Source organism: Mycobacterium sp. D16R24 (assembly GCF_002013385.1).
In the GTDB taxonomy this organism is placed as follows: domain Bacteria; phylum Actinomycetota; class Actinomycetes; order Mycobacteriales; family Mycobacteriaceae; genus Mycobacterium.
Genome location: NZ_MAEV01000016.1, coordinates 66,978 through 79,241, shown reverse-complemented (window position 1 = coordinate 79,241; position 12,264 = coordinate 66,978). Strand labels below are relative to the sequence as shown.

At 65.2% G+C, this 12,264-nt stretch carries 11 protein-coding genes and 1 pseudogene; 8 read left to right on the top strand and 4 right to left on the bottom strand.

The window, feature by feature from the left end:
• Positions 1-13: 13 nt before the first annotated feature.
• The 4 genes from B4383_RS14870 to B4383_RS14855 all read left to right on the top strand — a co-directional run bounded on the left by B4383_RS14870 (position 14) and on the right by B4383_RS14855 (position 2,801).
• Positions 14-604, top strand: coding sequence for a DUF3090 domain-containing protein (locus tag B4383_RS14870; protein ID WP_078291958.1), 591 nt, complete (start codon positions 14-16; stop codon positions 602-604).
• The gene (locus B4383_RS14865) at positions 588-1,403 is read left to right on the top strand and encodes an SCO1664 family protein (protein ID WP_078291960.1); all 816 of its coding nucleotides are present in this window, start codon (positions 588-590) and stop codon (positions 1,401-1,403) included. The genes B4383_RS14870 and B4383_RS14865 overlap by 17 nt, the downstream gene beginning before the upstream one ends.
• A gap of 70 nt (positions 1,404-1,473) precedes the next feature.
• Positions 1,474-2,376 (top strand): hypothetical protein, encoded by a 903-nt coding sequence (locus tag B4383_RS14860; protein WP_078291962.1) that lies wholly within the window; start codon positions 1,474-1,476, stop codon positions 2,374-2,376.
• A 92-nt stretch (positions 2,377-2,468) separates the two neighbouring features.
• Positions 2,469-2,801 carry a DUF732 domain-containing protein gene (locus B4383_RS14855; protein WP_078291964.1) on the top strand — a complete coding sequence of 111 codons (333 nt, stop codon included), beginning with the start codon at positions 2,469-2,471 and terminating at the stop codon, positions 2,799-2,801.
• Positions 2,802-2,804: 3 nt separating this feature from the next.
• Here the strand turns inward: B4383_RS14855 and B4383_RS14850 are convergent.
• A pseudogene (locus tag B4383_RS14850) lies at positions 2,805-3,652 on the bottom strand (LLM class flavin-dependent oxidoreductase).
• A 55-nt stretch (positions 3,653-3,707) separates the two neighbouring features.
• On the opposite strand from B4383_RS14850, the gene B4383_RS14845 reads away from it, so the two are divergent.
• The 4 genes from B4383_RS14845 (at position 3,708) to B4383_RS14830 (ending at position 6,953) form a co-directional block, all read left to right on the top strand.
• Positions 3,708-4,484, top strand: a complete 777-nt coding sequence (locus tag B4383_RS14845; protein ID WP_078291966.1) for a 3'(2'),5'-bisphosphate nucleotidase CysQ — start codon at positions 3,708-3,710, stop codon at positions 4,482-4,484.
• A gap of 20 nt (positions 4,485-4,504) precedes the next feature.
• Positions 4,505-5,755 carry a cysteine--1-D-myo-inosityl 2-amino-2-deoxy-alpha-D-glucopyranoside ligase gene (gene mshC / locus B4383_RS14840; RefSeq protein WP_078291968.1) on the top strand — a complete coding sequence of 417 codons (1,251 nt, stop codon included), beginning with the start codon at positions 4,505-4,507 and terminating at the stop codon, positions 5,753-5,755.
• A gap of 9 nt (positions 5,756-5,764) precedes the next feature.
• Positions 5,765-6,646: an SDR family oxidoreductase gene (locus B4383_RS14835; protein ID WP_078291970.1), complete on the top strand. Its 882-nt coding sequence runs from the start codon at positions 5,765-5,767 to the stop codon at positions 6,644-6,646.
• A 109-nt stretch (positions 6,647-6,755) separates the two neighbouring features.
• Positions 6,756-6,953, top strand: a complete 198-nt coding sequence (locus tag B4383_RS14830; RefSeq protein ID WP_078291971.1) for a hypothetical protein — start codon at positions 6,756-6,758, stop codon at positions 6,951-6,953.
• Here the strand turns inward: B4383_RS14830 and nbtC are convergent.
• Genes nbtC through B4383_RS14815 form a run of 3 tightly spaced genes read right to left on the bottom strand, consistent with a single transcriptional unit; the run spans position 6,941 to position 12,112 of the window.
• The gene (gene nbtC / locus B4383_RS14825) at positions 6,941-10,057 is read right to left on the bottom strand and encodes a nocobactin polyketide synthase NbtC (RefSeq protein WP_286150649.1); all 3,117 of its coding nucleotides are present in this window, start codon (positions 10,055-10,057) and stop codon (positions 6,941-6,943) included. The genes B4383_RS14830 and nbtC overlap by 13 nt on opposite strands.
• Entirely contained in the window at positions 10,026-11,351 is a 1,326-nt protein-coding gene (locus B4383_RS14820; RefSeq protein ID WP_078291976.1) for a polyketide synthase, read from the bottom strand. The genes nbtC and B4383_RS14820 overlap by 32 nt, the downstream gene beginning before the upstream one ends.
• Positions 11,348-12,112 carry an alpha/beta fold hydrolase gene (locus B4383_RS14815; protein ID WP_078291978.1) on the bottom strand — a complete coding sequence of 255 codons (765 nt, stop codon included), beginning with the start codon at positions 12,110-12,112 and terminating at the stop codon, positions 11,348-11,350. Before B4383_RS14815 ends, B4383_RS14820 begins: the two co-directional genes overlap by 4 nt.
• Positions 12,113-12,264 lie beyond the last annotated feature (152 nt).

The window sequence follows — 12,264 nt, the reverse complement described above, 5'->3', positions numbered from 1 at the left end:
TTTTGGAGACACCATGCCCCGATCGATTCACGTATTCCGCAGCCCGGACCGTTTCGTCGCCGGAACGGTCGGGGAGCCGGGGAACCGTACGTTCTACCTGCAAGCCGTCCACGAGAGCCGGATCGTCAGCGTGATGCTGGAGAAGCAACAGGTGTCTGTGCTGGCCGAGCGCATCGGCACCTTGCTGTCGGAGGTCCACCGCCGGTTCGGAACCGAGATCCCGCCCGAGCCCGATGTGGTCGAGGATCTCAGCCCGCTGGTGATGCCCGTCGACGCCGAGTTCCGGGTCGGAACCATGGGGCTGGGCTGGGACGCCGAGGCCAACTCGGTGGTTGTCGAACTCCTCGCGGTGAGCGAGCAGGAGTTCGACGCCTCGGTGGTGCTCGATGACTCCGAGGACGGCCCGGATGCCGTTCGCGTGTTCCTGTCTCTGGAGGCGGCACGACAGTTCGCAACACGCTCCACCCGGGTCGTTTCCGCGGGCCGTCCTCCGTGCCCGCTGTGCGAGGAGCCGCTCGATCCGGCCGGACACATCTGCGTCCGCACCAACGGCTATCGCCGCGGGACGGTGCCCGGGGCGGCAGATGATGACGCCGAGTCCTGACGGCTCGGGTCCCGGTGGCAGCCCCGAGGATCACGCCGCCATCCGTGACGGTGAGCTCACCGTCATCGGGCGCATCCGATCCGCGAGCAATGCCACGTTTCTCTGCGAGGTCGAAAGTGGCCCGCATTGTGTCTACAAACCAGTGCGAGGCGAGCGGCCGCTCTGGGATTTCCCGGACGGCACCTTGGCCGGGCGTGAGGTGGCAACGTACCTGATTTCGGCGGAGCTGGGCTGGAATGTGGTGCCGTATACGGTATTTCGAGACGGTCCGGCGGGTGTTGGCATGGTGCAGCGATGGATCCACGAGCCGGAGCTCGCCGAGGGCGCCCTCGACCTGGTCGATATCTGTCTGCCGCAGGCCGTGCCGCAGGACTACCTGCCGATCTTGCGCGCCCTCGACGCCGACGGCGCGGAAATCGTGCTGGTTCACGCCGATGACGCCCTGCTGCGCCGGATGGCGGTGTTCGACACCCTGGTGAACAACGCCGACCGCAAGGGCGGCCACATCCTGCGGGGCGCCGACGGCGTTTACGGCGTCGATCACGGGATCTGCCTGCACGCCGAGGACAAGCTGCGAACCGTGCTGTGGGGATGGGCGGGCAAGCCCGTGGAGCCAGAGTTGCTTGCTGATGTGGAGCGCCTCGGGGAGGCATTGCGGGGAGATCTGGGCGCCGCACTGTCGGTCCACATCACGGCGGAGGAAGTGGCGGCTTTACGCCAACGTGCTGCGACGACGCTGGATGAGCCGGTGATGCCGATGCCTGATCGCAACAGACCCATACCGTGGCCCGCCTTTTGATGGGCGATCGTCTAGCCTGGTCGGCACAGCGTTATGTTCCGGGAAGGGACGGGCAAGGGGGGGTGCTGACGTGACGGGACCACATGACCCGTATCAGCAAGGACCAGCGGGGCACTGGGGCGCATCCGAGGGGCCGACTCAGGAGCACTGGCAGGCGCCGCCGCCGACGGCTCCGTACGGTTATGCGCCATCGGACTACCCGGACGATTCAATCGGCCGCCTGTATGACGGAATTCCACAGGGTTACGCGGTCCCCCCGATGTATCCGGGGCTCCCGGGGCAGGATCCCTTCGGGTCGCAGAAGCAGTCCAAGCCGTGGATTCTGATCGCTTCGATCACCGCGGCGGTCGTCGTAGTGCTCGCGGTGGTGTTGGTGGTGATCCTCAACCGGGACACAGATCCGCGCCAATCGGTCAGCTCGCCGACCACCACGGTGTCCTACGCGAACCCCGAATTGCCCACAGTCAGTGGCGCACCGACGTATCTGACGCCTACCGCACAGCCGCCTAGTGCGCCAATGCCACTGCCCCAGATGCCTGTTCCGCCTCCGGTGCCGACGGGTCCGCCCAAGGCCCCGGGGCAGGTGGCCGCAGTCGGCGACTGCATCGCGTTGGCCGCTCCCTCGGACTACAAGGCGGTGGCGTGTACGGACCCCAAGGCGGCGTGGCGCGTGATCGAAGTCGTTCCGGGCGGTAAATGCCGGCAGACGTACACCGGATTCACGGCCGGTGATTTCTCGTATTGCATTGCCCCGCAACTGCGTGTCGGTTCGTGCTATCAGACGGCAGTGGTCATGGGCAGCACCGTGTTCGTGGCCGCGGATTCCTGCCAGGCGCCGAAGGCGTTCGTCGTGTTGTTCGTGATTCCGGGGACGAAGGAGGCCACGCAATGCAAGGGCAAGCCCGGGGTGGTTCATTCCTTCGCGTTCCCCGACCCGCCGATGGCTATCTGCACGAGCGAGTTCGCTCCGTGATTGTGAAAACTGGGATTGGTCAACTTACGGAAAAAAGCTTCCGACCAGTGGCTATCGCGCAATAAGATCGTCTCCTCATCGGAGGGGACATCATGATCACAAACTTCCGCCGGTTTTGGGCTGCCGGAATTCTCGCCGCGTCGGTCGCTGGGGCAGTCGGCCTTGCCGGACCCGCACATGCCGATGGCGAGGGAGAGTTCTTGCAGCTCATCAACGACAACATTCCCGGGGCGAACCCCTATAACGCGGGCAATGCCGCGATGTACGTGCACGCCGGGAACATGGCCTGTGGGGTGCTGCGTAACGGCGGAACGAAGGACGAGGCCATTGCGGCCGCCACATTGCTCCCGTGGTCTCCGAAGTGGGCGTCGAAGGCGGTGGTCGAGTACGCCCCCCAGACCATGTGTCCTGACGTCAAACACTGACGCCTAGCGGGGCGGCCCCTTTTCGACCCGCCTGCGTAGTGCTCCGAGGGGATCGTCGTGCTCGGTGTGCCAATCCGAGTCCAGGTACCAGGTGTAGCCGGCCTCGTGCAGGGTGGCGATCTTCTCACGTGTGGCGGCGAGGTCGCCGAAGTCGGTAGTTGCCTCGTACACCACGTCGTAGCTGCCGGCGTAGCCCAATTCGCTTCGTAGTGAATGAATTTCACGTGCGGCCTCAAGCCATCGCAGTAGCGGTGGATTGACGTCGAACTGTCCGTCGGCTGCGGTGATGTTGGGCAGCAGCCCCTCGCAGCGGGCGGCGCGGGACAGGGACTTACGCGAGCCACTCAGACCAACGCACCAGGTGGTGATGCGCGGCTTCTGTGCCGGTGGGTCGGGCGCCATATGCGTCGTGGGCGTCACTTGTAATGCGTGCCCTCGTAGCTGAAGGGCTGGCCTTCCCATAGCCCGAACAGGACGTCGAGTCCCTCGTCAAGTAGTTCGGCGCGAGCCTTGCGGCCCTGGTCGCGTTCGAAGGCCAGCCAATTGTCATGCAGTGCACCCATTCCCACCGACAAGTTGACCCGGCCGCCGGAGAGTCGATCCAGCGTCGCAGTGGTGGATGCCAGATCCCACGGCTTGCGGCGCGACAGCGGCGTGAGCATGGTTCCGAGCTTGATTCGGGTGGTGCGCATGGCCGCCGCTGTCAACGCCACCCACGCGTCGACGCCCCACACCGGTTCCCAGCCGAAGACGGCATCCCAGCCCGCCTCCTCGGCCAGCGCGGCCAGCTCCGCGACGTCGGCGGCGTCTCCCGTTGTCAGGACGATTCCGTACTGGATGGCGGCGGTCATGGGGGCGAGTATGCCGACGGGGTGTGACAAATCCTGATCGGGTAATACTGACCGGATGACTCTTTCCGATGCCGCTCTTGCCGCAGAACTCGCCGACGAAGCCGGACAGCTGTTGTTGCAGGTGCGTGCCGAGCTCGGGTTCGACGACCCCAAGGCGCTCGGCGCGGCCGGTGACAAGCGTGCGAACACGCTGCTGCTGGCGCGACTGGCTGCCGAACGGCCCGCGGATGCGGTGCTCTCGGAGGAGGCTGTCGACGACAAGGTCCGCCTCGGCGCGCAGCGGGTGTGGATCATCGACCCGCTCGATGGCACCCGCGAGTTCGGGATCCAGGGCCGCGACGACTGGGCGGTGCATGTCGCGCTATGGCAGGCGGACCCGGAGGGACAACACAGCGGGGGGTCGATCACCGATGCCGCCGTCGCGCTGCCCGGATTGGGCACCGTGTTTCGCACCGACGAGACCCGGGTGACTCCTTCGGCGCGCGCTGAATCGGATCCGATCCGGGTTGTCGTGAGTGCCAGCAGGCCTCCGAAGCTGCTGACCGAAATGGCAGGACGGCACAACATCGAACTGATCCCGATGGGTTCGGCCGGGGCCAAGGCCATGGCGGTGGTGCGTGGCGAGGCCGACGCGTATCTGCACGGCGGCGGCCAGTGGGAGTGGGATTCCGCCGCACCTGCGGGAGTGGTGCTCGCGGCCGGGCTGCACGCCTCGCGCCTCGATGGATCCCCGCTGCTGTACAACCAACCGCACCCGTACCTGCCGGACCTGATCATGTGCCGCTCCGATCTGGCGCGGCTGCTCCTGGATGCGGTGGCCGAGCTCGCCTGAGCACCTCATACAGTGGTGCCATGCAGTCGTGGGCGTCGGCGCCGGTTCCTGAACTCGACGGTCGTGGTCCGCAGCTGCGGCTGTACGACACCGCCGATCGTCAGGTGCGGCCGGTCACGCCGTCGTCCGGTCCGGGATCCAGCGCGACGATGTACGTGTGTGGCATCACTCCCTATGACGCCACCCATCTGGGCCACGCCGCAACGTATCTCACGTTCGACCTGATCTATCGGCAGTGGCTCGACGCGGGTCTGGACGTGCATTACGTGCAGAACGTCACCGATATCGACGACCCGCTCTTCGAACGTGCCGACCGGGACGGCATCGATTGGCGTGAGCTGGGGGACCGGGAAACCGATCTGTTTCGGGGCGATATGACGGCGCTGCGGGTGCTACCGCCGCGGGAGTACGTGCGCGCCACCGAGTCGATCGCTTGCATCATCGAACTCGTCGAGAAGATGCTGGCCTCCGGCGCCGCCTATGTGGTGGATGACCCCGAGTATCCGGACGTGTACTTCCGCGTCGACGCCACCGAGCAGTTCGGCTATGAGTCGGGGTACGACATCGAGACCATGTCGCGGCTGTTCGCCGAACGCGGAGGCGATCCGGACCGTCCCGGCAAGGCCAATGAGCTCGACGCCCTGCTGTGGCGTGCCGCACGCCCGGGGGAGCCCAGCTGGGAGGCATCGTTTGGCCCGGGCCGGCCGGGTTGGCATGTGGAGTGTTCGGCGATCGTTCTGCGCGAGCTCGGTGCCGGTATCGACATTCAGGGTGGTGGCAGCGACCTGATCTTCCCGCACCACGAATACAGTGCCGCGCACGCCGAAGCCGTTACAGCGCAACGCCGTTTCGCGCGGCACTATGTGCACGCCGGGATGATCGGGTGGGACGGGCACAAGATGTCCAAGAGCCGCGGGAACCTGGTGAAGGTTTCGGGGTTGACGGCCGAGGGTGTGGATCCCGCGGCGATCAGGCTCGGGCTGTTGGCCGGTCACTACCGTGCCGATCGGTCCTGGAGTGACGCCGTGCTTTCCGATGCGCAGGGCCGTTTGGCCCGCTGGCGCCACGCGGTGGCACTGCCCACCGCGCCGGGTGCCCGCGACGTGGTGTCCCGGGTACGGCGCTATCTCGCCGACGATCTGGATACGCCAAAAGCTCTTGCGGCCCTAGATAACTGGGTGACCGACGCGTTGGCGTACGGCGGGCATGACACCGAGGCCGGAACCCATGTGCGTCATGCGGTGGATGCCCTGCTGGGAGTGCAGCTGTAGCGTCGGTCCATGGGTTCAACGCCGAACAACATCGCTGGTAAGACCGTCCTGATCACCGGCGGTGCCGGTGGAATTGGGGTGGAAGTCTCCCGCAGGCTGCATGCCAAGGGCGCCAACCTCGTGCTCACCGATCTAGACGAGACCAAGCTTGCCGCGGTTGCCGATGAGCTGGGTGGTGATCGGGTGCTGGTCGTGGTCGCCGATGTCTGCGACCTCGCGGCCATGGAGAAGGCCGTCGCACAAGCCGCGGAGCGGTTCGGCGGGATTGACGTGGTGCTTGCGAATGCCGGACTGCTGGCCTTCGGCTCGGTGCTGCAGATCGACCCCGCCACCTTCAAGAAGTTGATCGATGTCAACGTGCTCGGGGTATTTCATACGGTGCGCGCGGCTCTGCCCTCGGTCATCGAACGACAGGGATACGTGCTCATCGTGTCCTCTCTGGCCGCATATGCCGCCGCACCGGGGGTCACGGCGTACAACGCCTCGAAAGCGGCCGTTGAGCACTTCGCCAACGCGCTGCGCCTGGAGGTGGCGCATCGGGGCGTCGATGTCGGTTCGGCGCATATGTCGTGGATCGACACCTCGATGGTGAACGACCAGAAGGCTAACCTGTCGGCGTTCTCGGAGATGTTGAGCCGCCTACCACCGCCGTTGGGCACCGTGACCTCGGTAGAAGCCTGCGGCAAGGCCTTTGTGAAGGGCATCGAGCGCCGCCGTCGACGGATTAACTGCCCCGGCTGGGTGGGGGTGACGCACTGGCTGAAGCCTGTGCTGTCGACGCCGGTTGGCGAGCTCCCGGTGCGGGGCATGATTCCCGAGATCCTGCCGCGTATCGACGCCGAGGTGGCGGCCTTACAGCGCGCTGCCCATGACCGGGCAGAGCAGGTCTAGCGGCTACACCTCATACCCACTACGGGTATGGGGTGTATGTGTATCGTGGGGTGATGGCCCCGGCGGTGAACGCACTGCACGACGCGGAGGTCTCGCCCCGGGGCCGGTCATGCTGCGGGCCCTGCTGAGCATCGCGGTTGTGCTGATGCCGTTGTTGACGTGCCATGCGGCGCCGGATGCGGCTCCCGGAGTTGTTGGCACCTCGGCCGCATCAGTGGGTGTCGCCCAGGTGCCACAGGTGCTCGTCAATCTGGTGAGCGCTGAAGAACCTGATCTCGGTTCCTTGGGCATGGGTCAGCGTGTCTGAGCCGACAGCACCTCGATGACGTGATCCACGGAGGCACCGCCGAGCAGATCCTGCACCGGCAGCTCGAAGTCGAGTTCAGCCTGCACGCGCCGCCGAAATTCCAGTGCCTGCAATGAATCCAGGCCCATCGCCACCATGGGCATGGCGGTGTCGATGGAGTCGGCGTGGTCGGCGCCGATGACCTCGGCGAGTAACTGCACCAGATGCCCGGAGCGGTTCTCGGGCGCCACCGCCGCGGGCCGAATGCTCTCCGTGGGTGTTGCCGGCCTGCTGTTGTCCACAAGCTCGGAGAGCAGCGGTCCGTACCCGAACACACCCAGTACCTCGCGTGCCTGCGCGAGGTCGAACGCTCCGACCAGGGTGTTGCCGGTGTGTCGTCCCATCCCGATGGCAAGAGCATCGGCGGGCCGCATCGGATGGACCCCCGCGGCGGCAAGTTTCGCGATACCCGTGTCATCGAGATCGAGGTGCACGGTCCACTGGCCCCATTGCACGGATACGCAATCCAGTCCGGCGGAGCGCTGACGGGCCGCGAGCACGTCCAGCATCCGGTTACCCGCCGCATACATCAGCTGGCCTTTGCCGCCGATCGTCGCCGCCAGCGATGAGCACAACATGACGCGACAGGAATCGGTGCGGGGCAGGGTGTCGAGGACATTCGTGATGCCCCCGACCTTGGCCCGTAACGCCTGGTGGAACCTCTCGGAGGTGACCTCGGCGAGCGGAATATCCGAATAGTTCACTGCGGCATGAATGATGAGGTCCGCGGGTGATTCGCGCAGCTGATCGGCGAGCCCGGCGACGGCGGACGCATTGGTCACATCGCAGGAAAGCGCACGAACTACGGCACCGGTGGTGCGCCGGATGGCGTCGAGCCGTCCGGCCACTGCGGCGGTCTCGCCGGAACGGCTGATCAGCGTGATGTGCCGGGTGCCCAGCCGGGCGTAGTGCTCGCAGAATTCCTGACCGAGTTTTCCGGTGCCCCCGGTGATCACGACGTGATCGGGTACCGCAGTGGCGGTTTCGCTGCCGCTGTCCTGACTGGCATCCAGGATGCGCTTGGCGTACATGCCGTCTGCCCGGAGTGCCAACTCCGATTCTCCGGCCGATTGCAGCGCGGCCAGGACGATGCTGGCACTGTCCGGCTGGGCGATATCGGACGTGAGGTCCAGATGCCGGAAGGCAATTCCCGGATGCTCGGCACCCATGCAGCGGAATCCGGCGGCGATCGCGGCGTGCGCCGGATCTGATGACGTATCTGCGCTGGCGACCTCTTCGCCGCCGACCGTGACAATCCAGCATCCGGTCACCGAGCTCGACAACTCTGGCCACCATGTGCGGTCGCCGAAGAACTGTGCCACCGCGTCGATGGCCCCCGGATCGTCCAGCTGTCCCGCGGCGGGAAGCACGATCACCACGGTGTCAGTGTCGCTGGTACCGGATACCTCTGCGTCGCCAATGATGTGGGCCGATGAACCGAAGTCCGACGCACCCTCGCGGAGTGCCTCGACGAGCGCCCTGGCCTCGCCGGTGGCGTCGATGAATCCATAGGACCTTGGCGGCATCATCGAGCGCCGGGTCACCTTGGTCCAGGCCTCGCGCAGTAGCCGTGGATGTGCAGGAGAGTCGACATGGTCCGCTGTACGATCGGCTTCCTGCGTGGCGGAGGGCCACGCCGCTGCGGAAACCCCGTTGTTCGGCGAGCGATAGGACAGCCAGAGCGGCACGTTGTTGTTCTGAACATTCGGGAAGTCACGCAGTGGGAGTGAAATCGGCTCGGGCGCTTTGGTGCGGAGCGCGTCCCAGTTGTAATTGAGATCGTGGACGGCGAGGTTCGCGAGGTTGTTGGTGAACTCGGCCAGATCCGTTGCGGTCCGGGTGGAGGTGCCTACCACGCAGGCGGTGCGCTCCGAGCCTAGAGCTGCGAGGTTTTCGCGGATCGCCAGCTGCAAGGTGGGGTGTTCGGCCAACTCCACGAAGGTGTCGATTTGAGCCGACACCGCGGTCGCGATGGCACGATCGAACCGGACGATATTGCGCAGGTTCCAGAACCAGTACTGATCGACCGGTACCTCAGGGGTAATCGGTGCACCGAGGGTCGCTCCGATGCAATCGATTTCGGAGGCCGCGAACTCGGTGGCGCCGAGGCGTTCGATCAGTGCCGTGCGAATTTCGGCGCCGATCGAGGCGATCATGCTGGTATGAGCCGGATATCGCACCGGGATGACGCGTGCGAAGACCCCGTCTTTGGTGAGCCGGTCGACAATCTCGTGAACGGTTGTGTGTCTGCCGGAGATTCCCACCATTGAGGGGGAGTTGATCACCGAGAGTTCAGCCCAACCCGATTGCCGGGCAAGGAGTTCCTCGCAGGTGTCGCGATCGGCAGCGATCACCGCCATCGTGTAGTCGTCTGCCGGAAACTCATCCGCGATCCGGGCCCGGGTGCCCACCACGGTGACCGCGTCGGCAAGAGGCATGACGCCCGCGATATACGCCGCGGCGATCTCGCCCTGGCTATGCCCGATAGTGGCGTTCGGGGTGACGCCCACGGAACGCCACAGCGCGGCCAGGCCCGCCATTTGGGTGAACAGGGCAGGCTGGACAACGCTCGCGCTGTCATCGGCGGGAAGGTGTTCATCGAGAAGATAATTCAGCGGCGAACGGCCGAACTGCGTGCCGAACAGTTCTGCGCAGCGGTCGACCTCGGCGCCAAAATCAGGAAACCGGTCATAGAAGAGTCTTCCCATTCCCGGGCGCTGTCCACCCTGCCCGGGGAACACGAATCCCCAGCGGCGTGAGGTCGCGGGCTCGGCATTGCGGACCACGTGGGCGTGGTCCGCTCCAGTAACGACGGCTCTTAGCGCGGCTACCAGTTGGTCGTGGTCTTCGACGGAGATCAGCGCGCGGTACCGGCGCGCGGCGCGGGTCCGGAATATCATGCCCGCAATCCGAGTCGGGGCGATTCGCGGGTGGTCAAGCACATACGCGAGGAGTGTGACGGCCTCCCGGCACAGTACCTCCGGGGTATCCGCGGAGAGTAGGACAGGGACGGTTCCGTTGGGTAAGCGGTGGCTAGACATTGTCGCCGTCCTCTCCGACTGCATCGCTGGCGGGCATCGCGATGATGGCGTGCGCGTTGGAGCCCCCGGCTCCGAAGGAGGAGACGGCGCCGTACCGGATGCCGTTCTTCGGCTCCCAGGGGTGCAGCTTCGTGGCCAGACGGATCCCGGTCATCGACCAGTCGACTTTGGTCGTGGGGTTGTCCGCGAACAGGGTCGGCGGGATGTGTCCATGCTGACCGGCTAACAGCAGTTTGATCAGACCCACCATTCCCGCTGCCGATTGCGCATGTCCGGCATTGGATTTCGCAGAGCCCAGCAGTGCGTGTGAGCCCCCGGCTCCATAGGTGCTCTGCAGCGCCAGGATCTCCAGGGGATCGCCGGCGCGGGTGCCGGTGCCATGTCCTTCGAGCATGCCGATATCGGCCGGATCGACACCGGAGGCGGCGATGGTCGCGGCGACCAGCTTCGCCTGCGCGCGCCCGCGTGGCACCAGGATGGGCTTACCCCCGCCATTGTGGTTGGTGCGGATGGCCATGATGCGCCCGTACACCCGGTGACCCAGGGCGCGAGCGCGCGATTCACGCTCCAGTACAACCATTCCCACGCCTTCGCCCCAAAGTGTGCCGTTGGCCTCATCGGAGTACGAGCGGCAGTGCCCGTCGGGGTCGAGTGCGTGCATCCGGGAGAATTCGTAGAACCCGCCAGGTGAGCCCATGATGCAGACGCCGCCGGCGACGGCCCACTGGCATTCGTCGGCGCGAACCGCCGTGGCGGCGACATGCAGCGCCGCCAATGACGACGCGCACGCTGAGTCGACGCACATGGACGGCCCGATGAGTCCCAATTGGTGCGAGATGCGACCGGCGGCGCCCAGTTGTCCGCGGCCGACCACACGCATTCCGCTGTGGGCGTTGACTTCGCCGACCGGCGGCCCGTACTCGTTGGGGGAGATACCGATGAAACAACCGGCCTCGGAACCGTCGAGTGCTCCTGGGTTCAGACCAGTGTTCTCTAAGGCCTTCCATGCCACACGCATGGCTACCCGCTGCTGCGGATCCATGGCGACTGCTTCGCGCTGCGTGATGCCATAAAAGGTGGGGTCGAAAGCACTTGCGTCGGTGAGGAATCCACCGGCGTCGGACACGCGTCCCCACCCGTCGAGATTGGACAGCGACAACAGCTCGTCGACGGGCCAATCACGATCACGGGGGAAAGGGCACACGAGTTCGCGACCGTCCGCCAATGCGCTCCAGAATGCTGCCGGGGTATCGATTGCCCCGGGCATTTCGATCGCCATCCCGGAGATGACAACGGGATCGGCGTCGGTGGCGCTCATCGTTGCGGCAGGTCCGCGCGGGCTGCGTTCGCGGCCAGCAGCTCTGCCAGAGCCTCGGTCTGGGAGTTGAGGAAGAAATGTCCGCCATCGAACAACGTCACGTCGAGTTCGTTGGTGTGCTTACCCCAGCCGTACAGATCACGCATGGTGATCATGGGGTCCTGGTCTCCGCCGATTGAGTGGATGCGTGCCGCAACCTTGACGTCCTCGGCGCATTTGTACGCGTTGAAGGCCCGGTAGTCGCCCTTCATGACCGGCAGCGCCATTCGCATGACGTCGAGATTGCCCATGACCGCGGAGTTCGTCCCGTCGAGGGCGCCCATATGTGCCAGCACCGCGTCATCGTCGGTCGGCAGGGCGGGCTTGTCGGCGATATTGGCCGGCGCCACCGCCGAGGAGACGGTCAGTTGACGCACGTCCAGTCCGGCGGCTTCTGCGAGTCGGACGAACTCAAACGAGACCACGGCGCCCATGCTGTGGCCAAATGTATGGATGGGAAGGCCGCGATTGTTCTCCGATGACTGGAACTCGTGGAATGCTCCCGAAGCGATATCGGGAAGCGTCAGCAGGGCTGGCTCACCTGCGCGATCTTGGCGTCCGGGGTACTGAAATATCAGAACATTGAAATTTGCTGAAGCAGCTTTAGAGAGTGTGCGATATGCCGAAGCGCCAGCACCTGCATGAGGAAAGAACAGCAGTAATGGAGCATCGGGTGACTCCGGCTTATGGAACTGCCTGATCCATCCGAGTTTGCGATCCACGTCGAGCTTCCTTCCGACTTGCAGATAGTTAGATTAGCCTAACGTAACCCACCATTGGGCATGTAGCTCTCGCTCGGAGCATGGTGATTCACGGCACCCATGGGGCGTCACCCGCCGCTGCCGACAGACATTAAGGTAAGGCTAGGCATAGT

Bases quoted from the DNA above. Each gene is read 5' to 3' on its own strand.
- B4383_RS14870 (WP_078291958.1), top strand. From the start codon at position 14: ATGCCCCGATCGATTCACGTATTCCGCAGCCCGGACCGTTTCGTCGCC.
- B4383_RS14865 (WP_078291960.1), top strand. From the start codon at position 588: ATGACGCCGAGTCCTGACGGCTCGGGTCCCGGTGGCAGCCCCGAGGAT.
- B4383_RS14855 (WP_078291964.1), top strand. From the start codon at position 2,469: ATGATCACAAACTTCCGCCGGTTTTGGGCTGCCGGAATTCTCGCCGCG.
- B4383_RS14845 (WP_078291966.1), top strand. From the start codon at position 3,708: ATGACTCTTTCCGATGCCGCTCTTGCCGCAGAACTCGCCGACGAAGCC.
- mshC (WP_078291968.1), top strand. From the start codon at position 4,505: ATGCAGTCGTGGGCGTCGGCGCCGGTTCCTGAACTCGACGGTCGTGGT.
- B4383_RS14835 (WP_078291970.1), top strand. From the start codon at position 5,765: ATGGGTTCAACGCCGAACAACATCGCTGGTAAGACCGTCCTGATCACC.
- B4383_RS14830 (WP_078291971.1), top strand. From the start codon at position 6,756: ATGCTGCGGGCCCTGCTGAGCATCGCGGTTGTGCTGATGCCGTTGTTG.
- nbtC (WP_286150649.1), bottom strand. From the start codon at position 10,057: ATGCAGTCGGAGAGGACGGCGACAATGTCTAGCCACCGCTTACCCAAC.
- B4383_RS14820 (WP_078291976.1), bottom strand. From the start codon at position 11,351: ATGAGCGCCACCGACGCCGATCCCGTTGTCATCTCCGGGATGGCGATC.